This is a genomic window from Candidatus Palauibacter sp. (assembly GCF_965261555.1).
Taxonomy (GTDB): domain Bacteria; phylum Gemmatimonadota; class Gemmatimonadetes; order Palauibacterales; family Palauibacteraceae; genus Palauibacter.
In genome coordinates this window covers 1,946,739-1,969,303 of the sequence record NZ_OZ253465.1, presented here as the reverse complement: position 1 = coordinate 1,969,303, position 22,565 = coordinate 1,946,739, and the positions used below count along the sequence as shown (strand labels likewise).

At 71.8% G+C, this 22,565-nt stretch carries 17 protein-coding genes; 2 read left to right on the top strand and 15 right to left on the bottom strand.

The window, feature by feature from the left end; genetic code table 11:
- Positions 1 to 8 precede the first annotated feature (8 nt).
- The 11 genes from ACQY5G_RS08455 to ACQY5G_RS08405 form a co-directional block, all read right to left on the bottom strand.
- A complete protein-coding gene (locus ACQY5G_RS08455; RefSeq protein WP_428103757.1) occupies positions 9 to 1,490 on the bottom strand; it encodes a replication-associated recombination protein A in 1,482 nt (493 codons plus the stop codon).
- Positions 1,483 to 2,856: a CCA tRNA nucleotidyltransferase gene (locus ACQY5G_RS08450; RefSeq protein WP_428103755.1), complete on the bottom strand. Its 1,374-nt coding sequence runs from the start codon at positions 2,854 to 2,856 to the stop codon at positions 1,483 to 1,485. The genes ACQY5G_RS08455 and ACQY5G_RS08450 overlap by 8 nt, the downstream gene beginning before the upstream one ends.
- 7 nt (positions 2,857 to 2,863) lie before the next feature.
- Positions 2,864 to 3,646: an SDR family NAD(P)-dependent oxidoreductase gene (locus ACQY5G_RS08445; RefSeq protein ID WP_428103753.1), complete on the bottom strand. Its 783-nt coding sequence runs from the start codon at positions 3,644 to 3,646 to the stop codon at positions 2,864 to 2,866.
- Entirely contained in the window at positions 3,643 to 4,008 is a 366-nt protein-coding gene (locus ACQY5G_RS08440) for a hypothetical protein (RefSeq protein ID WP_428103750.1), read from the bottom strand. The genes ACQY5G_RS08445 and ACQY5G_RS08440 overlap by 4 nt, the downstream gene beginning before the upstream one ends.
- A gap of 1 nt (position 4,009) precedes the next feature.
- On the bottom strand, positions 4,010 to 6,682 hold the full coding sequence (gene alaS / locus ACQY5G_RS08435) for an alanine--tRNA ligase (protein WP_428103748.1): 2,673 nt from the start codon (positions 6,680 to 6,682) through the stop codon (positions 4,010 to 4,012).
- The gene (locus ACQY5G_RS08430) at positions 6,679 to 7,266 is read right to left on the bottom strand and encodes a regulatory protein RecX (RefSeq protein WP_428103746.1); all 588 of its coding nucleotides are present in this window, start codon (positions 7,264 to 7,266) and stop codon (positions 6,679 to 6,681) included. Before ACQY5G_RS08430 ends, alaS begins: the two co-directional genes overlap by 4 nt.
- Before the next feature lie 59 nt (positions 7,267 to 7,325).
- Positions 7,326 to 8,432, bottom strand: a complete 1,107-nt coding sequence (gene recA / locus ACQY5G_RS08425) for a recombinase RecA (RefSeq protein WP_428103744.1) — start codon at positions 8,430 to 8,432, stop codon at positions 7,326 to 7,328.
- A 311-nt stretch (positions 8,433 to 8,743) separates the two neighbouring features.
- Positions 8,744 to 9,124 carry a hypothetical protein gene (locus ACQY5G_RS08420; protein WP_428103742.1) on the bottom strand — a complete coding sequence of 127 codons (381 nt, stop codon included), beginning with the start codon at positions 9,122 to 9,124 and terminating at the stop codon, positions 8,744 to 8,746.
- On the bottom strand, positions 9,121 to 9,618 hold the full coding sequence (locus tag ACQY5G_RS08415) for a TIGR00725 family protein (RefSeq protein WP_428103741.1): 498 nt from the start codon (positions 9,616 to 9,618) through the stop codon (positions 9,121 to 9,123). Before ACQY5G_RS08415 ends, ACQY5G_RS08420 begins: the two co-directional genes overlap by 4 nt.
- Before the next feature lie 2 nt (positions 9,619 to 9,620).
- Positions 9,621 to 10,055 carry a D-aminoacyl-tRNA deacylase gene (gene dtd, locus ACQY5G_RS08410; protein ID WP_428103739.1) on the bottom strand — a complete coding sequence of 145 codons (435 nt, stop codon included), beginning with the start codon at positions 10,053 to 10,055 and terminating at the stop codon, positions 9,621 to 9,623.
- 830 nt (positions 10,056 to 10,885) lie between these two features.
- Positions 10,886 to 12,934 carry a DEAD/DEAH box helicase gene (locus tag ACQY5G_RS08405; protein WP_428103736.1) on the bottom strand — a complete coding sequence of 683 codons (2,049 nt, stop codon included), beginning with the start codon at positions 12,932 to 12,934 and terminating at the stop codon, positions 10,886 to 10,888.
- On the opposite strand from ACQY5G_RS08405, the gene ACQY5G_RS08400 reads away from it, so the two are divergent.
- Positions 12,933 to 14,423 carry a pyridoxal phosphate-dependent decarboxylase family protein gene (locus tag ACQY5G_RS08400; RefSeq protein WP_428103733.1) on the top strand — a complete coding sequence of 497 codons (1,491 nt, stop codon included), beginning with the start codon at positions 12,933 to 12,935 and terminating at the stop codon, positions 14,421 to 14,423. The genes ACQY5G_RS08405 and ACQY5G_RS08400 overlap by 2 nt on opposite strands.
- Positions 14,420 to 15,118, top strand: a complete 699-nt coding sequence (locus ACQY5G_RS08395) for a DsbA family protein (RefSeq protein ID WP_428103731.1) — start codon at positions 14,420 to 14,422, stop codon at positions 15,116 to 15,118. The genes ACQY5G_RS08400 and ACQY5G_RS08395 overlap by 4 nt, the downstream gene beginning before the upstream one ends.
- Here ACQY5G_RS08395 and ACQY5G_RS08390 read toward each other — a convergent pair.
- From ACQY5G_RS08390 to ACQY5G_RS08375, 4 genes are all read right to left on the bottom strand, one after another.
- A complete protein-coding gene (locus tag ACQY5G_RS08390; RefSeq protein ID WP_428103728.1) occupies positions 15,115 to 17,448 on the bottom strand; it encodes a CRTAC1 family protein in 2,334 nt (777 codons plus the stop codon). The two genes, ACQY5G_RS08395 and ACQY5G_RS08390, sit on opposite strands and share 4 nt — an antisense overlap.
- A complete protein-coding gene (locus ACQY5G_RS08385) occupies positions 17,445 to 20,972 on the bottom strand; it encodes an FG-GAP-like repeat-containing protein (RefSeq protein WP_428103726.1) in 3,528 nt (1,175 codons plus the stop codon). The genes ACQY5G_RS08390 and ACQY5G_RS08385 overlap by 4 nt, the downstream gene beginning before the upstream one ends.
- Positions 20,973 to 21,097: 125 nt before the next feature.
- Positions 21,098 to 21,781: a hypothetical protein gene (locus ACQY5G_RS08380; protein WP_428103723.1), complete on the bottom strand. Its 684-nt coding sequence runs from the start codon at positions 21,779 to 21,781 to the stop codon at positions 21,098 to 21,100.
- 37 nt (positions 21,782 to 21,818) lie between these two features.
- Positions 21,819 to 22,382 carry a hypothetical protein gene (locus ACQY5G_RS08375; protein WP_428103720.1) on the bottom strand — a complete coding sequence of 188 codons (564 nt, stop codon included), beginning with the start codon at positions 22,380 to 22,382 and terminating at the stop codon, positions 21,819 to 21,821.
- Positions 22,383 to 22,565 lie beyond the last annotated feature (183 nt).

The following is a 22,565-nucleotide window of genomic DNA, read 5'->3' as shown; positions in this document are numbered from 1 at the left end:
GTCCGACGTCAGTCTGTCGATCGATGCTCCTCCGTCGTCTCGGCGTCCGTCCCGGCCCCGGCGTCGGCTCCCGTCTCTCTCACGGGATCGGCTTCCGCCGCGGCCCGCGCCCGGCTGCCGCGAATCGCTTCGAGCCTGCGCCTCGCGTTCACCTCCCAGCCGCGCTCGACCGGATCGTACCAGCGCTTTCCGCGCAGCGACTCCGGAAGGTAGGACTGGGCGGCCACGCCGTCTTCCTCGTCGTGATCGTAGCGATACCCCGATCCGTACCCGAGTTCCTTCATGAGCCGCGTGGGCGCGTTCCGGATATGGAACGGGACTGGCTCGGCCGGCGTTTCGCGCGCGGCGCGGGCGGCGCCGCCGAAGGCCCGGTAGACCGCGTTCGATTTCGGGGCGATAGCCAGGTACGTGACCGCCTGGGCCAGCGCCAGGTCTCCCTCGGGGCTGCCGAGAAAGTGGTACGCGTCGCGCGCCGCGATCGTGACCGCCAGCGCTCCGGGATCCGCGAGTCCGATGTCCTCGGCCGCCATACGCACGATGCGGCGGGCCAGGTACATGGGATCCTCGCCGCCGTCGAGCATGCGCGCGAGCCAGTAGAGCGCGGCGTCCGCATCCGAGCCGCGCACGGCCTTGTGCAGGGCGGAGATGAGATTGAAGTGCTCCTCGCCGGACTTGTCGTACCGCGCGAACCGTTTCTGGAGCGCCGCCGCCACGTGGTCCTCGGAGATCGCGGGGACACCGTCCACGCCAGCCAGGTCCGCGGCCGTCTCGAGGGCGTTCAGGGCGCGGCGGGCGTCCCCGTCCGATTCGGTCCCGAGCCGGGCCAGGGCGTCCTCGTCGATGGAGAGGCCCGTGTCTCCGAGTCCACGCTCCCGGTCGCGGAGCGCGCGGGCGCAGATCTCCGCGACGTCTTCCGGCGCCAGCGGTTCGAGGACGAAGACCCGCGTTCGGGAGAGGAGCGGGCCGACGACCTCGAAGCTGGGGTTCTCCGTCGTGGCCCCGATGAGGGTGATGGCGCCGCGCTCGACGTGCGGGAGAAGGGCATCCTGCTGCGCCCGGTTGAAGCGGTGGATCTCATCGACGAACAGGACGGTGCCGCGGCCGGTCGCGGCGCGGCGCGCCTTCGCCTCCTCCAGGATGCGGCGGACGCGGGGGATTCCCTCGGTCACGGCGGAGAAGGGGATGAACGCGGCCTCCATGCGGCTGGCGAGCAGCCCGGCGAGGGTGGTCTTACCGGTGCCCGGCGGGCCCCAGAAGATGAGGCTCGGGACGCGTCCGCTCTCGATGAGTTGGCGCAGGGGCCGGTTCTCGCCGACGAGCGTCGGCTGTCCGACGAACTCCTGCAGCGTGCGCGGGCGCATGCGGGCGGCGAGCGGGGAGCCGGCGAGGCCCGCGTCCCGGGCCCCGGCGGCCCCCGATCCGCCGGCGTCCGCGTGCACCGGCCCGGCGCGCGGTTCCGCCTCGGGGAAAAGGCTCGGCTCGTCAGTCATCGGCTTCGGGGAGCCCGTTGCCGGCGGCGGGCGTGTCGCGGGGGCGCGACGCCTCGGCGAGCGAGCCAATCTCGATCAGCCGGCGGGCCTCCTCGAGGAGCGGCTCGCGCTCGTTGCGGGCGGGATCCTCGAGGACCTGTTCGAGCAACTCCTCGAGCAGCATCCGAACGATCGGACCCGGCGACATGCCGAGCGCGAGGAGGTCGTCTCCCTTGACCGCGAGACCCGCGAGGTCGAGGGCCGGATCTCCCTCGCGCTCCTCCCGGACGCGCTCCCGGGTCGCCTCCAGGTAGCGCTTCGCCCGCGGCTCCCCCGCGGCGCGGGCGACGGCGAAGTGCAACTCGAACAGGTCCTCCCAGGCGTCGCCGACCGATGCGAGCCAGCGGCGGTGCTCTGCCGCGGAGTCCAGCGCCCCTACGAAGGGGAGGTACAGCCGGGCGAGCCGCGTGATGTAGCGCCGGTCCGCGTTGGAGAACTTCAGCCGGGAGAGGAGCGATTCGGCGGCCTCGGCCCGCCCCTCGGGCGTCTCGGAAGCGGCCACGAGCAGGCTCGCGAGGCGTACGTTCGCGGCGTGCGCCGGGGCCGCATCGACGGCGCCGAGCGCGGACCGCCACGCGTCGCCGGCGGCCGCGAGCTCCACCAGCTCCGGGTACCAGTGGCCCAGCGCCCCGCAGGTCGCGTACAGCTCCAGCGCCGTCGAGGGCTTCGGATCCGCCATGACCTTGAGCAGCTCTTCGCGCACGCGCTCGCCCGACAGCCCGGACAGGCCGTCCACGGCCTCCCGCATCGCCTCGTCCGTGCGGACCTCGATCGCCCACTCGAAGCGGCCCGCGAAGCGGAAGCCGCGCAGGATGCGCAGGTAGTCCTCGCGGAAGCGCGCTTCGGGTTCTCCCACAGCGCGCAGGATCCCGTCCTCGATGTCTTCGGCGCCGTCCCAGTCGTCGCGCACCTCGTCGGAGGCGGGGCGCCAGGCGATCGCGTTCGCCGTGAAGTCCCGGCGGCTCAGGTCCTCCCCGATGGAATCGGCGAAGGCCACCCGCGCGTGGCGGCCGTCCGTCTCGACGTCGCGCCGGAAGGTCGTCACCTCGTAGCCGTCGTCCCCGTCGAGCACCTTCACGGTCCCGTGCGACACCCCGACCGGAACTGTCCTCGGGAAGAGACGCATGACGTCCTCCGGGCGTGCGTCCGTCGTGAGGTCCTCCCAACCCGGATCGGGCAGGTCGGGCTTCGTTCCGATCTGACGGACGTAGGCGTCGCGGATCGCGCCGCCCACGGCCCAGGCCTCGTAACCCGCGGCTTCGAGCCGTGCCGCGATACGGCGGAAGCCGGGCGTCGGGAACAATCGGCCCGGATCGATCGCGCTCACGGCATTCTCAGCCGCACAGCACGCTGCCGCCGTTCACGTTGAGGATCTCGCCCGTGATGTGCCGGGCCGCGTCGGAGAGGAGGAAGCAGATGGGCCCGGCGATGTCCTCGGCGGTGGCGACGCGCCCGAGAGGAATGAGAGTCAGCGCGGCCTGCCCGGCCTCTCCCTGAAGCGCCGGCGAAGACATGTCCGTGTCGACCCAGCCGGGGGCGACGGCGTTCACGTTGATCGACCTCGGACCGAGTTCGGTCGCGACCGACTTGCAGAAGGCGTTGATTGCGCCCTTCGACGCGGCGTAGTGGCTGTGCTCCGCCTCTCCCCGCTGCGACGCCGTCGAGGAGACGAGGACGATCCTCCCGTCCGCCTGCAGGCGCGCCGCCGCTTCCCGCGTGCTCGCGTAGATCGACGTGAGGTTCGTCTCGATCATCCGTCGCCACTCGTCCGCCTCGAGCGACTCGAGCGGCCGCGCGTCCACGTTCCAGATCCCGGCGTTGCCCACGAACCCGTCGAGTCCGCCGAACTCGGCGTCGGCGCGCTCGAAGAGCGTCCGACACTCCGCGGGGTCGGCCAGGTCCGCGCCGGCGCACCAGTGACGCCCGTCCGGGGCGAGCGAGTACGCCTCCTCGACCGCCTGCCGTCCCTCGGCCTCCGCCCGGTGATAGGCGACGCCGACGGACGCGCCGGACGCCGCGAGACACCGCACGGTGGCGCGTCCGATTCCGCGCGAACCTCCGGTGACGAGCAGGCGCTTGCCCGCGAGACCGGGCAACCCCGGCACCCTGGATATCATTCCGTCATCTCCTCCTGGTTTTCTTCGTCGAATCGTTCGCCGATCAGCCCACCCGGACCGATCCTCGCAGCGAGTTCGCTTGCCTGCGCGGCGCTCCCTCCCAGGGCCGGGTCCGCGGAGGCTTCGAGCGCGTAGGTGAGAATTGCGTCTGCGGCGAGCAGGGTCACCGCGTCGGCGCGGGTGGCCTCGCCCTCGGTCGCCGCCGCCAGCGCGTCGAGTGACGCTTGGACAAGCCCATCGTCGCCCTCCGCCAGACGCTCCCGAACCAGCGGCCACACCGCTTCCGCCAGCTCCGGCGGCGCGCTCTCGAGCCGCCGCGCGAGCCACGTCTCGAGCGTGAGGGCGCCGCTTTCGGCCGGCACGTCAGCCACCGGCCAGGGCGGGAACCCGCTCGGAGGCCCAGGCCCTCGCCGCTCCGAGCCCGTCTTCCGTCCGCGACGGATCGCCCACGCCGCCCTGCGCGAAGCGCGCGCCGCCGCCGCCGCCGGAACCCGTCGCCCGGCTCGAGACGCGGACGAGGTCGCCCGCCTTCACGCCGAGTCGGATGAGGTCGTCGGAGACGACCGAGATGAACGCGTGCCGGTCCTCGTCCGGGAACACGACGTGAACGACGGCGGCGCCCGATCCCATCCCGCCGCGCAGGCGGTCGCCGAGCGCCCCGAGGTCGGTGCCCGCCGGCACCTCCAGGCGCCCCGACACGAAGCGGGCCCCGTTCGCGTCCGCCGCACCCGTCGCACCGGCGCCGGCGAGCAGTGTCTCCAACTGTTGCTCCGCGGCGTCCCCTCTCCGCCCCCGAACCTCTTCGGCGAGGGCGTCGCGTTCTTCAAGGAGCCGGTCCATGCGGGCCGCCAGATCCGCCGGCTGGCAGCGCAGCCGCGCGGCAAGCTCCGTCAGGAGCCGATCCCGCTCGAGTTCGCGCAGGTAGGCCCCCTGCCCCGTCACCGCCTCGATGCGCCGGATCCCCGCCGCGACGCCCGTCTCGGACACGATCCGGAACATCCCGATCTGCCCCGTGGTGCGGACGTGCGTGCCGCCGCACAGTTCCAGACTGAGGCCCGGCACTTCGATCACGCGCACGATGTCCCCGTACTTCTCGCCGAACAGGGCCATGGCTCCGGCGGCGATCGCCTCGTCGTAGCCCCGCTCCGACGCGTCGACGTCGTGGTTCCCGAGGATCGCCTCCGTCACCTCCGCTTCGATGTCCGCCCGTTCCGCCGGAGTCAGCGGACCCCTGTGACTAAAATCGAAGCGCAGCCGGTCCGGAGCCACGAGCGATCCGGCCTGCTGCACGTGCTCGCCGAGCCGGTTGCGGAGCGCGGCGTGCAACAGGTGCGTCGCCGTGTGATTCCGCTCCGTCTCGCGCCGCGACGGGTCCACCTGCGCGCACACGTAATCCTCGACCACACCGTCGGCCTCGGGAAGCAAGCCTTCGGCCAGCGACCCGGCGACCACGGTCCGCCCATCGGCGTCCAAAACCGTGGAGATGTCGACCGCCCAGCCGTCCCCGACGACGCGCCCGGTATCGGAGACCTGCCCCCCGCTCTCCAGGTAGAAGGGATTCCGCTCCAGCAGGAACGCGTGCTGCCCGTCCTCGGACCACCGGCGACAGTCCGTCTCGATCTTGAGGTCCGAATAGCCGACGAACTCCTGACTCGTCGTCCCCTTCGCCTTTCCGAGGCTCAAATTGAAGGTCAGCGGTTGGCCGCTCCCCGAGCGAACGACGCTGCGCGAGCGGGTGCGCTGCGCCTCAAGCGCCTCGTTGAAGCCCTTCCAGTCCACGTCGTAGCCGCGTTCGCGGGCGATGAGGCCGGTGAGGTCCTCGGGGATGCCGTACGTGTCCTTGAGTTTGAAGGCGACGCCGCCCGCCACCGTGCCCGAGCCTCCCTCCGGCATCGCGCGGTCGATCTCGCGCATGCCGCCCTCGATCGTCGAGAGAAAGAGTTCCTCCTCCGCCCGCGTCGTGGTGAGCAGGTGCTCGCGCCGCGCCTCCAGTTCGGGGAAGGTGGCCGACATGCGATCCGACACGACGCCGACGAGATCGTGCAGGAGCGGGTCGCGCCGGCCGAGCAGCCAGTAGTGCCTGACCGCCCGGCGCAGGATCCGCCGCAGCACGTATCCCCGCTTCTCGTTCGAGGGGAAGACGCCATCGGCGAGCAGGAACGCGACGGCCCGCGCGTGATCCGCGAGGACGCGGAAGGCAACCCCCTCCTCCCAGTCTTCCGGCGCCCGCGAATACTCGATCCCGAGCCCCTCCTCCGCCGCTTCGATGATCGGGAGGAAGAGGTCCGTGTGGTAGTTCGTTCCCACGCCCTGCAGCAGCGCCGCGATGCGCTCGAGTCCGGCGCCCGTGTCGATCGAGGGCGCGGGGAGCGGCGTGTCCGTGCCGTCCGGCGCGCGGTCGAACTGCATGAAGACGAGATTCCAGAACTCGATGATCGCGTCCGCCTCGCCCGCCGCCTCGAACTGCGCGTCGGTGATGCGGTCGTCGCGGTCCGCCCGCAGGTCGTAGTGCAGCTCCGAGCAGGGACCGCACGGACCCGTGTCGCCCATCTGCCAGAAGTTGTCCTTGTCCCCCATGCGCCGGATCCGCGACTCCGGGATCGAGGTCCGGTCCAGCCAGAGCTTGAACGCGTCGTCGTCGTTGTGGTGGACCGTGGCCCACAGGCGGTCCGGCTCCAGGCCGAGGTCCCCGGTCACCCACTCCCAGGCGAAGTCGATCGCATCGCGCTTGAAGTAGTCGCCGAAGGAGAAGTTCCCGAGCATCTCGAAGAAGGTGTGGTGGCGCGCGGTCCGCCCCACTTCCTCGAGGTCGTTGTGCTTGCCGCTCACGCGGAGGCATTTCTGCGACGTGACGGCGCGAGGGGGGCTCGGGCGCTCCGTCTCGCCCGTGAAGATGCCCTTGAACTGCACCATCCCGGCATTCGTGAACATGAGGGTCGGGTCATCCGCCGGGACGAGCGGGCCGCTGGGCCGATGCTCGTGCCCCTGCCGCTCGAAGTAGGAGATGAAACTCCGCCGGAGTTCGTCCGCCTTCATCCTGTATCCTCAGCCTGCCAGTTGACCTCGATCCAGGCGCGGATGCTGCCCGCGGCGAACCCGCGTCTGGCCAGGTAGTCGAACAGCCGTCGACGCGCCTTTGCCGGGTCCGCCCCCGTCAGCCTCCGCGCCCGGGCCGTCGCGACGCGCTGGAGCAACTCCTCCTCCGTCGCGCCCTCCTCCGCCATCGCTTCGCGGATGCCGCGATCCGCATCCTCCCGCGACACACCCCGGGAGAGAAGGTCGGACTGCATGCGACGGGTTCCACAGGGCCGGAGCCGGATACGGTCCCGCGCGAAGCTGGCAGCGAACTGCGCGTCGTCGAGATACCCCAGCGCCGCGAGACGTTCCAGTGCGTGTTGAATCGCCGCCGGGTCGATCCGGTCCCGCCGCAGCCGGCGTTCCACCTCCCGGCGACTCCTCGGGCGCACCGAAAGGTAGCGCAGCCCGACCGACATCGCTTCGGCGCGCCCGCCCGCGGCCTGGACCGCTTCGAGTTCCGCTGACCCGAGCCGGAGCCCGACGTCGAGCCGGAGTCTGTGGACGTCCTCGTCGGGAAGCCGGCAGAGAGAAACGCCGTCCAACTGGACTTCGGTCCAGCCGGAACGGCGTTTGACCGGGACGAGGCCGGTGATCTCGCTATTCAGCTCCGGGCGGCCTGCTTCGAGGGCGGTCGGGAGTTCGTCGACCCTTCCTTTTCGGCTCCCGCTCCCGCCGCGGCCTCGGCCTTGTCCGACTCGGGGACCGTCATGCCGAGTTCCTCGCGGATCCGGGCCTCGATCTCCTCGGCGATGTCCGGGTTCTCACGCAGGAAGGTCTTCGAGTTCTCGCGCCCCTGCCCGAGCCGGACGTCTCCGCCGTACGAGTACCAGGCGCCCGCGCGACTCACGATGCCGATGCTCTCGCCCATGTCCACGAGCAGACCCTCCCGGCTCACGCCCTGGTTGAACATGATGTCGAACTCGGCCTGCTTGAACGGCGGCGCGCACTTGTTCTTGACGATCTTCACGCGCGTCCGGCTGCCGACGAGGTTGTTCCCTTCCTTGATGGAGGCGATCCGGCGGATGTCGAGTCGGAGCGAGGAGTAGAACTTCAGCGCCCGGCCGCCCGTCGTGGTCTCGGGGTTCCCGTACATGACGCCGATCTTCTCGCGAATCTGGTTCGTGAAGATGACCGCGGTGTTCGAGCGCCCGATCGCACCCGTGAGCTTGCGGAGGGCCTGCGACATCAGCCGCGCCTGAAGGCCGACGTGCGAGTCGCCCATCTCTCCTTCGATCTCGGCTCGCGGCACGAGCGCGGCGACCGAGTCCACCACGATGACGTCGAGCGCGCCGGAACGGACGAGGACCTCGGCGATCTCGAGCGCCTGCTCGCCCGTATCGGGCTGCGACACCAGCAGGTTTTCGACATCGACGCCCAGCTTCTGCGCGTACCCCACGTCGAGCGCGTGCTCCGCGTCGATGAACGCCGCCACGCCCCCATCCTTCTGCGCGTTCGCGATGACGTGGAGGGTGAGGGTGGTCTTGCCCGAGGACTCCGGACCGAAGATCTCGGTGACGCGCGACCTCGGGATGCCGCCGATCCCGGTGCTGTGGTCCAGGTTGATCGCCCCCGTCGAAATCGCCGGGATCCGCACCCGCGCTCCTTCGGTTCCGAGCCGCATGATGGCTCCCTTGCCGTGGGCCCGTTCGATCTGGTTGAGGGCCACGGACAACGCCTTCTTCTGTTCCCGATCCATCTCCACACCCATTTCACGCTCTCCCGATTCCGAAGGGTCCGCAGGGCCGATGCCGGGGATGTCGGTCACCCGCCGCGACGGAAATTGACGATACTACGCCGGACGACCTTTCGCAATTTCTTCGGTTTTTCTCCAACCGCGAAATCCGGCCGCCCAGGATCAGGATGGAACGACGTCTCAACAGGGGTTCAACGCGCCCGAGGGGCGTCTGCCGCGGGCCCTTCTCCGGGGGCCTCGCGCCGGGACTGCCGGGCAGGATTTCCATGATGCGGTCGAGGCGGTTCTCGACACGGGACAACCGGCTTTCGAGGCGAGCTAGAAGCTCAGCTTGAGAGGTCGAATCCGCAGGTGGGGCAGAAGGACTCGTCGCCGGTCAGGGGGGCGGCGCATTCGGGGCATGGGCGGGGGGATGGTGGGGCCTTCGCGGGTGCGGGGGGCGGTTCGGGCGGCCGGCCCCGGGCGGCGGCGTCACGGGCGTCGATGGCCGCCCGCTCGAGGCGGGCGCGCGTGGAGCGGTACTCGTCTTCGCGGAGCTTGCCGGTCCGGTACTCGAGTTCGAGGTCCCGCAGCGCCTCTATGGCGGCGTCGCGGCGCTCCGCGGCGCCGAGCGAGGCGCCCGTATCTTCGCCGGATCGGATCGCGGCCCAGATGATCGTGACGAGGAGCACGACGAGGATGCCGCCGAAGAGGACGAATCCGGTCACCCGTTTACCTCCCTCCGCTGACGCCGCTCCCGCTTGGCCTCCGCGAGTTCGAGGGCCCGCGCCGCCGCATCCGCCGCATCCCCGGCCGTCTCGTCGACGACACCCTCCGGCAGCGATGTCGCGAGCCCGATCACCGGCACGCCGAACTTCCGGGAGAAGGCCGCCTCGCTGAGGGTGCCCCACTCACCGGCGATCGCGACCACCGCTTCCGAGGCCCGCACGACGATGACGTTACGCGCCTCGCCCAGCCCGGTCGGGATCGGGATCGTGACGCCGGGGGCCGCGGCGCCCGCGTCCGAACCTGGCAGAATCCCCACCACGGTCCCGCCTTCCGACGAAGCGCCGTCCGCCGCCGCCCGCATGACGCCGCCCATCCCGCCGCAGACCACGATGGCCCCTGCGCGGGCGAGGGCCGCTCCCACGGCGTGAGCCAGGCCCGCCTCCGCCGGCGCCGCCTCCCCCGAGCCGATGACTCCGATCCGCAGCGGACGCAACCTCACCGCTCCAGCAGGAGGGTCACCGGACCGTCGTTCGTCAGCTCCACTTCCATCATCGCCCCGAATTCCCCTTCCGCGACCTCGCCGCTCGCCCGGCACAGCTCGACGAAGCGGTCGTAAAGCGCGCTTGCGGCCTCCGGTCGCGCCGCCCCCGTGAAGGACGGACGCCGGCCCCGCGACGCGTCGCCGTACAGCGTGAACTGGGACACGATGAGGAGCGCCCCGCCGGCGTCATGGGCGGAGCGGTTCATGCGGCCCTCCTCGTCCGCGAACACCCTCAGGCCCCAGAGCTTGTCCGCCATCCAGGTCATCTGCGCCTCGGTGTCGTCCGCCGCGAATCCCACGAGCACGACGAGTCCGAGGCCGATCGCCCCAACGACCTCGCCCCCGACCCTCACGCGGGCCTCGCTGACTCGCTGAATCACGACTCGCAATTGCGTCGTCCCATCCTCAAGCCCGGCCGTCCGTGGCAGGCCGGTTTTCCACAGCACGCTAAAGGCGGTGAACCACGAGAAGATGCGACAGCCGTGGCTCCCGAGCGACTCCCGGCGCCTCGCCCCCGCTCCCGCGCGGGACAATCCACGGTTTTTGGACAGAATATGGACATAATTTGAACATCGCTTTTTTTGAAAAAATAGAGAACCGGGTGTGTTCGGTAATCGGCCCCTTCCCGGGAACCGCCGCGTCCTCGCGGCGATGGAAACCTCCCGCCGCCGATCCGCGGCCGCGCGCGGCGGCACCAGGGGGGGAGTGAACGGGGGTACAGGAAGGAGTGGAAGGGGGGGGTGGCGAGGACGTATAAAGACGTGCAAACCGGGGTAGATGTACTCAGCCCCTGGCCACCCGAAGGTGTCAGGGGCTGAGCAAGGAAGCTTGTTTACGGCCAACTACCGCCGGGTCCTGGTAGCTTGCGCGGTCTTCCAGAACCTCGCCGCGAGCCTGGTACCGTCTGCCCAACCAGCTGCGCTCGATCCCTCTTCCTTCGGTCGCTTCGTTCCGTCGCCGGAACTCCGCTCCCTCCGGCCCGGGACTTCCGCCCCGGTTTCGCGATCTCGCGTCGGGCAACTCGCGGTGCGGTCATCGGCCTCGACCTCCGGTCGGTCGGTGCCGCCTCCCTTAGCACGCCTTGATTCTAAAAAGATTTTTTTGGGTCGTCAACCTCGAATGAGCGCGAGTCGTATTTTTTTCAAAAATCTGTCGACCGGATGGCCATTTCCCGTAACGATTCGCGAGTGAAAATCGGATTTTGGCTCGCGTCCCCGGGTCAGCGGCCGTGCCAGAGATCGGCGGGGGCGGCGTCGATGCGGGTGCCGGATTGCTCGACGTGGGCGAGGAGACGGTTCAGGAGGGCTTCGCGGGGGAGCGTTCGCCGCAGCCCGGCGACGGTCGCGACGATCACGAGACGCTCGCGCGCCCGGGAGAGGGCGACGTTGAGCAGCCGGGGGAAGTCCCGGTTCCGCCGCTCGTCAAGGAACCAGCTGCGGCCGGGGGGCGCGTCCACCGTGTCGATGATCACGAGGCGCTTCTCCCTCCCCTGGAATCGGTGGATTGTGCTCACCTCGAGATTGGCGGGCGCGGCGCGGCCGAGCCGGCGCCGGACGAGATCGCTCAGGTGGCGGGTCTGCGCGCGGTAGGGCGAGACCACGGCGATGTCGTCGATCCCGTCGCGGGCCGCGACGCCCACGAAGTCCGCCACGGCCTCGGCGTGAGTGCGGTTCCGCCGCGAGCCGTCCACACGTTCGACCCGCGGATCGAGACCGCTCGTGTCTAGGACCGTCACGGCGCCGGCAGTGGTGCCGCCGACGGTAGTGGGGCCGGTGGCGGGGGCGGCCCGGCCCGCCGCGCGCTCGGTGATCTCCGGCGCGTCCCTCAGCCGTCCGCCGTAGAAGAACTCGCTCACCAGTTGGCGGATGTCGGGCACCATGCGGTACTGGAGATCGAGCATCGCGCACAACCCGTCGTTGGGCGACGGCAGCGACGCGGTCTCGTCCACGACGCCGGCTTCCCGGAACAGGTCCGTGCGCAGCCAGCGCACCGCCGCGGGGGCCGTGCTCGACACGACGGGAGGAAGTTGCTGGAAGTCGCCGACGGCGATCGCGGGGCCGGCGACCCTCGAGGCTGCGAGCGCCACATACGGGAGCGGCGCCGTGCTCGCCTCGTCGATGAGCAGGGACTCGAACCTCAGTTCGCGGAGTTCCTCCCGGATCGAGAGCCGGGCGAAAGTCGTGAGGACGATGGCCGCCTCCTCCAGCGCGAGTTCCGCCTGGCGCGCGATCTCGAGCATGGCGCGGCCCAGAGTGCGGGCGGACTCCGCATCATTGCGCGTACGCGCGAGCGCGAGCAGGCGTCCGGCGCGGGCGTAGGGACTCAGGACCGGGGCCTCCTCGCGCCCCCCGTCCGGCGCGCGGGCCCCCGGCCGCCCCTCACGCCCCGCGGCCGGCGGACGAGCCCCCAGCCGCGCCTCGTGCTCCGCGAGCGTGCGGTCCACCCCGCCAGCGCCGCCCTCGATCCGCCGCGCGAGCACCGCCCCCAGGTCGATGCGCGTGTCCGGCGCGGCCCCGAGGTCGAACCCCACGCGGATGATCCGGTCGCGGCCGAGCATGACCGGGTCGGCCACCGAGGCGAGGCGGCGCGCGATCTCGTCCACGGCCCCGTTCGTCGTCGCCGCGACGAGCACCCGTCCCCGGACCGCGAGTTCCAGCGCCGCGCGCGCTACCAGGCGCGACTTGCCGGTCCCCGGCGGACCCCAGACCAGCTGCGCGCTGCTCCCGAGCACCCGTTCCAGGGCGTCGCGCTGCGGCTCGTTCAGGTCGTCGGACGACTCGAGCCGCGCAGACTCCCGGCCGAGGCTCGGAGGCCGCCGGCCGAAGGCCCCGAGCACGGTATCCGGGAAGAAGTCCTCCGGATCCCGGCCCACCTCGACCAGCCGTTGCGAGAGTTCGCGCAGGAGCCACGTCGGATCGAACTCGAGTTCGGCGCCGTCCAGGCGTTCGCCGAGCCACTCCGGGCTCACCGCCTGCAGGAGCCCGAGCGTGCGGTCGAAACGGTGGACCGTCCCGAGCGCCTCCCGCCCGCCGGCGTGGATGCGCACGCGGTCGTCCGCGCGGATGTCGTATGTTCCCCCCGCGACCTGGAAGGTGTAGCGATGGCCCGTCCCCGCGTCTCCTCGCAGGCGTCCGGAGAGCGCCGGAATCGGCCGGTCCAGGCGGCGGCGTGAGAGGTCGGCCGCGACCGCCTCGATCTCCTCGTCGATCGCGACCCGGAGATCCGCCAACAGCAGCCACAAAGACTCCAGCGAGTCAGGAGCTTGCATGCCGGACCATATCGATCGACCGCACGGCGAAGCCGCCCGCGAGGCCGCCGAAGCCGCCACCGCCGCGGACTGGAGCGGGGACACCCTGCGCGAGGCGCTCGTACGCGCGGCGGAGTGGACCGTCGACTACCGGAAGCGCGTCGAGGAACGACCCGTCCTCCCCGACGTCCAGCCCGGCGACGTCCGCCGCGCCCTCGCGAAGGCCCCGCCGCGCGCCCCGGAACCCTTCGAGCGCGTGCTCGCCGACTTCGACGAGCACATCGTCTCCGGTCTCACGCACTGGAATCATCCGGGCTTCCTCGCCTATTTCTCGAGTTCCACGCGGGCGCCGAGCATCGCGGCGGAACTCCTCGTCGCCGCCGTCGGGGTGAACGCAATGTTGTGGCGAACCTCCCCCGCCGCGACCGAAGTCGAGCGGACCGCCGTCGACTGGCTGCGGCAGGCCGTCGGCCTCCCGGACACCTTCTCCGGGCTCATCTTCGACACCGCGTCGACCTCCACCTTCACGGCGCTGCTCGCGGCCCGGGAGCGGGCGGGCGACGGCGTGCGCGACGACGGACTCCCCGGAGGCCCCGCGCTCGCCGTCTACACCTCCGAGCAATCCCACTCCTCCGTGGAGAAATCCGCCATCGCCGCCGGACTCGGCCGGCGCTCCGTCCGCCGCATCGAGACGGACGCCGCCTTCCGCATGCGCGCGGACGCGCTCGAGGCGGCCATCGCCGACGACCTCGCGAGAGGGATCCGGCCCGCCATGGTGTGCGCGACGATCGGCACGACCTCCACGGCGAGCGTCGACCCCGTCCCCGCCCTCGCCCCGATCGCCGAACGGCACGGTGTCTGGCTGCACGTGGACGCCGCCTACGCGGGACCCGCGGCGATGATCCCGGAGCAGCGGCCCCACTTCCGCGGGTGGGAGGCGGCCGACTCCATCGTCCTCAACCCCCACAAGTGGCTCGGGACCTCGCTCGACTGTTCGGTGCTCCTGTACCGCGACGTCGCCCCCTTCCGGGCTTCGCTCGCGCTCACGCCGACCTATCTCGAATCCGAGGACGACGAGACGGACCTCATGGACATCGGTCTCGCGCTCGGCCGCCGCTTCCGCGGGCTCAAGCTGTGGGTGCTCTTCCGGTGCGCGGGGACGGACGGCCTGGCCGAGACGATGCGCCGGCACATCGCGATGGCCGAAGCCGCCGCGGCCCGGCTCGTCGAGGGCGGCGCCTTCGAACTCGCCGCACCCGTCTCCTTCAGCACCGTCTGCTTCCGGGCCGCGCGGGAAGGCGACGCGGCGGTCGAGGCGCGGCTGAACCGCGAGATCATCTCCCGGGTCAACGCGGGGGGACGCTCGTTTCTCTCGCACACGGAACTGCACGGACGTTATACTGTACGGTTGTCCGTCGGGAGCGTTCACACGGAGGAGCGCCACCTGGACGACGCGCTCGATGCGCTCCATCGGGCCGCCGCCGACCTTTCACCGGGAGAACCGGGTTGAACGCCAGATTCCGTATCGGACGCTTCCTGTCCGTCGCCGGCCTCTATTCCGGCATCGTCCTCTCCGCAGGCTGTGCCGCGGAGGCCGAGGCCGGGAGCATGCAGGAGCGCGCCGTCGTGCCGCCCGATGCCCACGTGGCCCGCGAGCGCGCCGACCGCAGCCGGATCAAGGGAGAAGAGGGGGCGCCCGTCCGGGTGGTGGAGATCTCCGACTTCCAGTGCCCCTACTGCCGGCAGTTTCACGTGCAGACGCTCGGGAGGCTCGACAGCGCCTACATCCAGTCGGGGAAGGTCAGCTACCTGTGGATCGCCTACGCGAATCCCGGCCATGCGGAGGCCTTCGTGTCCACCGAGGCGGCGTACTGCGCGGGGGCCGTGGGCAGGTTCTGGGCCATGCACGACATCCTGTTCGAGCGGCAGGACGAGTGGAGCGGCGCGGCCGACCCCTACGAGCTGTTCGTCGGGTACGCCGAGGAGATCGACATCGACCCCGAGTCGTTCGGCTCCTGCGTCCGCAACAGCACGCTCGCCCCGCTCGTCCTCCGCGACTACACGAGCGTCACCCAGGCGGGGATCCAGAGCACGCCCTACTTCATCCTCGGCGACAGCGTGGCCCTCCGGGGCGCGGCAGACTTCGGCACTTTCTCGTCGGCGATCGACACGCTCCTGATACTCAAGGGAGGGGACGGGCCCTAGCCGCCGAGGCGGATCCCGGGGCGATCCAGCGGTTCGGCGATCCCGGCACCCTCCCGGATGCGGTAGGCGCGATCGAGGGCGAGGCCGGTGAGGCGGTCGACGGTGCCCGAACCCGGCCAGCGGATCTCGACGGACTCGATCCGGGTCGCCCGGCCCAGCCCGATCTCCTGTCGCAGCGGGTTCGACCCGAAGCTCCCCCCCGTGCCGGCCCGGCGGTGGATCCGTCTCGTCCCCTCCGGACCCTCGACGGTCACCGTGATGCGGGCGCCGATTCCGGGCCGGTTCGCCCGCTCGCCCACCAGCGTGAGCGCGATCCAGCGGTGGTCGAACCCCGGGTTCTCGTACAGGGCGTTCGGCGAGAGGTCCCCCTCGTTCGCGCCCCCGAGCTGGATGTGGACGTCGGTGTCGCCGTCGTTGTCGATGTCCACGAAGGAGACGCCGTGGCCCTTGTGCAGGCTCCCGAACCCGCCCGCGCCGGTGATCTCCTCGAAGCCGTCGCCGAGGTTGCGGAACATCCGGTTCGGCATCAGCTGCCGGAGGTCGGGATCGCCGGTGCCGACGAGGAAGTCGAGCCGGCCGTCGCCGTCGAGATCGCCGTAGTTCGATCCCATCGCGTACATGATCCGGTCGAGACCCTGCGCGGCCGTGACGTCGGCGAAGGCGCCGTCCCCCTGGTTGCGGTAGAGGCGGGGGAGTTCGGCGGAGTGCGGTTCGCCGGTCATCTCGCGCACGAGATCGGCGGTCTGCGCGGCGTAGCCCGCGACGTAGATGTCGAGCCACCCGTCGTTGTCGTAGTCCCAGAACCAGGTCGGGAAGCTCGCCAGCGGTTCGCCGACGCCGGCCGCCGCGGTCACATCCTCGAAGGCCCAGCCTCCGCCGTCGCCGGGGCCAAGGTTCCGGTAGAGGCGGTTGGAGGCGTGGAGGATCGAGAGATAGAGGTCTGGGCGGCCGTCGTTGTCGTAGTCCCCCCACGTGACGCCCTTCACGAAACCGGCGACGCCGAGGCCGACGTCGGCTGTGACTTCCTCGAAGGTGCCGTCGCCGCGGTTCCGGTAGAGTTCGCTGCGGTGCGTCAGGCTGTCCCTCGACTCGTTCCCGATGAAGAGGTCGAGCCACCCGTCGCCGTCGAAATCGGCCCACGAGCCGGTCTGGGTCGGGTGCTCGGAGAGGAGTCCGGCCTCCCGCGTCACGTCGGAGAAGACGCCGCCGTCGTTGCGCAGGAGGGAGTTGGGGAGGGGCTGGACGAGCCAGCCGCCCCGGAGGACGAAGACGTCCGCGTCGCCGTCGTTGTCGTAGTCGGCGTGGACGAGGTTGAGCCCGCCGAGGAGGCCCTCGAGCCCGGCCTCGGCCGTCCGGTCGACGAAGCCGCCCGCGCCGTCGCTCTCGAAGTAGCGGAGCTGGTGCAGGAGGCCGCGGGAGGAGGTCATCACGTCGGGCAGGCCGTCGCCGTTGAGGTCGTCGACGATCGCGCCGCCGGAGAGGGAGACGGCGTCCAGCCCCGCCCGCGGGGCCACGTCCTCGAAGCGGGGGAACGCCCCGGCCCCGCCCACGGCGGCCCCCTCGATCCGGTACTCGGGCGGGACGCTGTCGGGCCACGCGCCGGCGGCCATGGCGGCGAGGTTCAGCACCCAGCGCGCGCGCAGGTCGTCGGGGCGCAACTGCAGGAGCGACCGGTGCCACCCGACCGCCGCGTTGAGCGCCGCGCGCGCCGAATCCGAGGCGGGGGCGGTCGCGGGGCCGGAGGCGGTCGGGGGGACGGCGGGCCAGCACGGGGAGCGCTCGAGGGCCGGCTCCACGGTGCCCGCGGCGGGCCCCGAGGGGGGGCATGCGAGTTCGGCGCCGAGGCGGAGGAAGGCGATCCCGATGAGTTCCTCGATGGAGCGGCGGAAGCCGGGGAAGGGCTCGGCGGGAATCCCTTCCAGCGTCTGGTCGACGAAGATGAACTGTTCGAGCGCGGGCTGGGTGTGTCCCGCATTCAGGAGTTCCCGCGCGGCGTTCGCGGCGCGGACGAGCATCTCCGCGCCATCCGCCGACGGCGGCAGGTTCGTGAGGTAGCGGAGGCGCGCGGTGTTGAGTTGCTCGTCCAGCAGCGGGTCCGCCGAGTCGGCCAGCGCGAGCAGGCGGGCGGCCATCTCGCGCGTCCCGGCCGTAAGGTTGGTGGCGCCGGGGGGGTCGGGCGCATCGGCGGCGCGTTCTCCGCAGCCGGCGGGCAGCGCGATGGCGAACAGCGCCGCCGCTGCCCACGCGCGTCGGACCCGTGCCCGCGTCCGCGCCCGCACCTGAGCCCGCGCGGGGGCCCGCCCGGCGGTGGCCGCGTCGTCAGAGTTCACGAGCCTTCGCCTCGTCTCAGCGTAACCTCCCCCGCCCCGGTCTCCACCGGGAACGTCTCCTCGGCGCCGTCGGGCCAGCGTACCGTGAGGGCGCGGATCTCCGCGGCGCGCCCCAGCACCTGCACGGACCCGTTGAAGGACCAATAGCCGCTCCCGAACTGGATCTCCCGGGCGGGACCCTCGCTCCCATCGGCGTACCTCGGGCGCAGCCATGCGCCGGCGGACAGCCGGACCCGCAGCCCGGGCGCCCCGCCCCGTCCCCGAAAGATGACGGTCTCGGCTCCGTTCTGCCCGACGGCCAGGTCCCAGCGCCCGTCCGCGTCGAAGTCGGCCACGGCGGCCGCGCGGGCGTCCCCGTACACCTCGACCCCGCTCCGCGCCGCGTCGAGGGCGCTGAACCCGCCCGCGCCGTCGCCGAGCAGCACGACTCCGCGCCCCGCGTCGTGGCGTCCGAGGCCCTCCGGCGTCGCGAAATGGTTCTGCGCAAGGAAGAGGTCCTCGCGGCCGTCCCGGTCGAAATCCGCCACCGCGACGCCGAAGGCGGGGGCGAGTTGGGCGGCCGCCGGCAGCGGGCGCGGCTCGAACCGCCCGCCGACGTTGAGGAAGACGGTGTGGAGCAGCGTCGCGGCGCTCGTCCGGTAGAGTCCCGTGCGTCCCGTTCCGAGCAGGTCGTCGACGGAACTTCGGGCGAAAGCTTCGAACGTCGGGGCCGCGCGCCGCAGGAAGGGGAGCGTCGTGCCGAGCGTGAGAAAGTCGCGCGCGGGCCGCCGGACGCCGTCCGCCCCGGTCTCGAACTCGATGAGGTCGACGAGCCCGTTCCCGTCGAAGTCCGAGGCGACGACGCCGACCGGCCGCTCGGCGCTCGCGAAGCGCCCGGTGTTCGCTCCCCACGCCGTCACCGCGAGGTCCGGGCGGCCGTCCGCATTGAAATCGCCCGTCGCGATCCCGTTCCAGCGGCCGGTGTGCGCGCCGAGGCCCCAGGCGTCCGTCGCGTCGCTGAAGCGCCCCCCGTCGTTTTCCAGGAGCCGCACGGGGCCCCACTCCAGCGCGAGGAGGAGGTCGGGATCGCCATCGCCATCCACGTCGGAGAACACGGCCCCCGAGACGAGGCCGATCTGCCGCAGCGTCTCGGCGGCCTCCGCGTCGACGACCCAGTCGCCGCCCTCGGCGAGGAGCAGCCTCGAGTCGGCGGGCAGTGGGTAGGCGCCGGGGGTCGCGCGGGCGCCGGCGAAGAGGTCGAGGTCGCCGTCTCCGTCGACATCGGCGGCCGCCAGGGGCCCGGTCGCGTGGTTGCTCGGGGGGACGGCCGGCGCGGGGCCCGGATCGAGGCGGGCGAGGGGCGGAATCGCGTCGAGGTCGTCGGGCGAACGGGCTTCCCAGGAGCTGACGCCCGCGATGATGACCGGGCGGCCGGCCGCGGGAAGCGCGATGATGGACGTGTGGTCGCCGGCGGCGGGGGCGCCGATGGGCACGGGGTCCGCCAGCCGCCCGGCTTCGTTGACGGCGAGCTGGGCGCGGCCTCCCGCCCCCGCCCCGACGAGCAGGTCCGGGTCGCCGTCCGCGTCCGCATCCACCCACGCCACGCCCGGGCCGCTCCGGGACAGCTCGAGCGGCACGAGCGGCTGCCGGGCCAGCTCATCGAAGGCGGACTCGCCGTGCCGCCCGACCGTCTCCGCCGCCGCGAAGAGCAGCCCGCCGCTTCCCGCCCCGGCATCGCCGCCCTCCGCCGCCGTGCCGTCGGGCGGCGGCCACACCTCGTAGGCGCGGTTCGCGACCACGCGGACGGTCCGACTCCGCCCCGAGGGCCAGACGATCCTCGCTTCTGCGGCCTCGGCGTCGCCCATCGCGAAGGTGAGCCCGGGATCCGACCCGGAGAGATACATGCCGCCCGCGGTCACCTGGCGCGTCTGCTCCGGCGGCGCACCCGCGAGCACGACGCGCGCCCCGATCGCCTGCGTGTTGCCGCCCGCCCCGAGCACGCGCAGGGCGACCCGCGCCCGCCCGGCGTCGTTGCGCAGGACGAGGGGCGGTTCGTCCAGCCGCGTGATCACGACGTCCCGGTCGCCGTCGCGGTCGAAGTCCGCCGCCGCGATCCCGTGGCTCACGTCCGGCTCCGTCCCGTAGCCCCAGCTCCGGGTCATGTCGGCGAAGGCGCCGTCGCCGAGGTTGCGGAAGGCGAGGTTCCGCAGCCGGAGCGGCGGAAACACCCCGAGTTCCTCGCGCCAGTCCACCTGGATGCGGCGGGTCCGCAGCGCCTCCTGCGTGTCCCCGTCGAGCGGGTCCCACGCGTGCCCGTTCGTTACCAGCAGGTCTTCGTAGCCGTCGAGGTCGACGTCGAGGAACATCGCGCCCCAGGTCCATTCCGAGGCGTCGAGCCCCGCCGCCCGCGCCGTCTCGGCCCACGTCCCGTCGCCCCGGTTGAGCTGCAGCGTGTTCCGGTCGGCGGAGACCCGCGTCGCGTGCCCGCCGGGGGGCGTCCACCCGGGCACGGCGAGGGCGACCTGCTCCCGCCTCCTCACCGGATCGGGCGAGAGCATCTCCGTCGTCACGAAGTCCGTGTCGCCGTCTCCATCGATGTCGGCGAAGTCGACCCCCATCGACGAGGTGCTCTCGGTGCGGAAGGCGAGTCCCGACGCGGCGGTGAACGTGCCCCCCTCGTTGAGCCAGAACCCGTCCCGGCTGCCCAGGTCGTTGGCGACGAAGAGGTCCGCGTCCCCGTCGTCATCCGCGTCGAAGAACCTCGCGACGAGCCCCCAGTCCCGGGGGACGGCGGAGACCGGCTCGCCACCCGCCTCCCGGAAGACCCCGCCCGCAAGGTCGACCGGCGCGAAGCCCCCGGATCCATCGTTCAGGTAGAGTTCATCGGGGTCCGCGAGTTCGAAGCGCAGCACGCCCTCGCCCTGGAGTTCGAGCCGGTAGTGCTCGTCGAAGGGGGGGCGGAGCACGAACTCGTCGCCGACGCGCTCGGCGATCTCGCGCGGCCTTCGCTCCTCGGGGCTGAAGAGATCGTCCCCCTGGACCGTCTTGTAGTTCGCGAAGTACGCGTCGAGGTCCTCGTCCCCGTCGATGTCGGCGAGGGCGAGCGTGCTGCTCCCCCACTCTCCCTCGAACCCGGCGTCCACCTCCTCGAAGACCCCGCTTCCGTCGTTCAGGAGGAGCGCGTTCGTCCCCCCGTGTACGGCCACGAAGAGGTCGAGGTCGCCGTCGCCGTCCGCATCGGCGAGGACGGCGCCCCGCGACAGCCGGTCCCCGAGGCCGGCCCCGGAGCGCTCCGTCACGTCCTCGAAGCGCCAGCCTCCGAGGTTGCGGTAGAGGACGTTCGGCCGGTCGAGCATGCAGAGGTAGAGGTCGACCCAGCCGTCCCCGTCCACGTCCCCGAGCGCCACGCCGACGCCGTGGATGAGGGTTCGGTTCGCGAGCCTCGCCTCGCGGAAGACGGTGGGGACCGCCTCGATCCCCGTCCTCCGGGGCGACAGCGGGGTGAAGCCTCCCTCGGGCTCGCCCTCGAAGGAGAGGAGGCGCACGCGGGTTCCGTCCCCCTCGATCCAGTCGATCGAGGCGGGCGGGGCGGAGGCGTCGCAGGCGGCGAAGAGGCCGGCGGCGAGGGCTGCGGCGGGAGGAACGCGGAAGCGGGGTTTGCCGCGGGCGGCTATTCGTGGTCTCCGCGGAAGACGGACCGCATCCCCTCCACCGCGTCGCGGGCCCCGTCGGCGGCGCGCGCGAAGACGGCCGCGAGTTCCCGTTTCCCGGTGCCGGCGAGCGGGATGTCGAAGGTGAAGTGGACCGCCACGCCGGCGGGTCGGACGTTCTCCTTCGGGTCGGTCCACCCGCCCTCGGGGTCGAGGGCGCCCTCGATGTGCACCTCGACGGTGTCGGAGACGGCCCCCACCTCCTGCGCGACCTTGGAGAGCCGGGACGCGAGCGCGTCGTTCCGCGTGGGGTTCGACTCCCGCTCGTCCAGCCAGAGGGCGGGAGGGGCGACGTCGATGTGGACGTAGCCGAGCATCACCTCGGGACCGAGTTCGAGCCCGTCGCGGCCGGGAATCGGGTCTTCCTGCGGAGCGAGGTAGGTGCCGAGTCCCTCGCTGCCGATGTTGGCGAGTCCGAGCGCCATCTCGTCGATGACGAGTTCGACCATCGCGGACGGGGCGTGGAGGGTGTCGAGCGCGCCGGATTCGAGGATGTCGAGTTCGGACTGGTCGTAGGCGACGACGCGGAAGAACCAGGAGAGCGGCTCCTGGCGGCCCTCGAAGAGGTCGCGCGCGCCCAGTCCCCGGTCGCGGAGCGCGCTGAGGAGAAGGGCGCTCAACTGGTGTCGTGTGATCTCGGCCATGGCCTGCGGTTCGCCGTGCGGTGTGGGTGAGGGCCGGTCAGGGCGTGATCATGACGTGGGCGTTCGCCGTGCCGGCTCCCATCAGCCACGCGCCCCGCGTCGCCACCGTGGGGAGGCCCAGGTCCTCGGCCGTCGCGAAGGGCGTGTAGATGACGGCCTGGTGCCGCTGGACCGCCTCCATGTCCCCGGACCACCCTTCGGCGGCGTAGATCGCGTGCAGGAAGGCGTAACTCGGCATCTCCAGCGTGCCCGCCTCGATCTCGGCCATCCGCATCTCGACGTTCTCCCGGCCCGTGACGCCCTGCGCGGTGAGTTCGCGGCCGCGCGCCATGTACGTCTCGAGCGAGTCGTGGTAGCAGGCGGAGTGGAACCCGTCGACGGCGGGGTCGTCGGCGATGCAGATGAAGGGTCCGGCGCCCTCGCGCAGCGTCACCCACTCGTCTCCCTGCTTCTGGAGGACCTTCGCGGTCGCCTGCTCCGCTTCCGTGGGGATGGGCGCGATGGCGAGCGCGACCGCGTCCTGGGCGGCGACGTCGTGGGCGGCGGCGATCGAAAGGGCGGGGATGAGCACCGCCAGAGCGGCGAACGAACGGCGAAACATGCGGTCCTCCTGGGGCTGGGACTTTCGGAGAATAGGCACTCGCCGGGGCGGCGGCGCAATCCGGTGCGGTGTCGCGGAAGTGCGCGGCGCCACACTCGGGGGCGCGGTGCGTTGCGCACGGCGGTCGTGCGGTCAAGATTCGCGGCGCCGCCGCATACACAGCAGGACCGTGGATCAACACCG

Coding starts and splice junctions, on each gene's coding strand:
- ACQY5G_RS08400 (WP_428103733.1), top strand. CDS start 12,933: ATGCCGGACCATATCGATCGACCGCACGGCGAAGCCGCCCGCGAGGCC.
- ACQY5G_RS08455 (WP_428103757.1), bottom strand. CDS start 1,490: ATGACTGACGAGCCGAGCCTTTTCCCCGAGGCGGAACCGCGCGCCGGG.
- recA (WP_428103744.1), bottom strand. CDS start 8,432: ATGGGTGTGGAGATGGATCGGGAACAGAAGAAGGCGTTGTCCGTGGCC.
- ACQY5G_RS08445 (WP_428103753.1), bottom strand. CDS start 3,646: ATGATATCCAGGGTGCCGGGGTTGCCCGGTCTCGCGGGCAAGCGCCTG.
- ACQY5G_RS08380 (WP_428103723.1), bottom strand. CDS start 21,781: ATGGCCGAGATCACACGACACCAGTTGAGCGCCCTTCTCCTCAGCGCG.
- ACQY5G_RS08375 (WP_428103720.1), bottom strand. CDS start 22,382: ATGTTTCGCCGTTCGTTCGCCGCTCTGGCGGTGCTCATCCCCGCCCTT.
- ACQY5G_RS08405 (WP_428103736.1), bottom strand. CDS start 12,934: ATGCAAGCTCCTGACTCGCTGGAGTCTTTGTGGCTGCTGTTGGCGGAT.
- alaS (WP_428103748.1), bottom strand. CDS start 6,682: ATGAAGGCGGACGAACTCCGGCGGAGTTTCATCTCCTACTTCGAGCGG.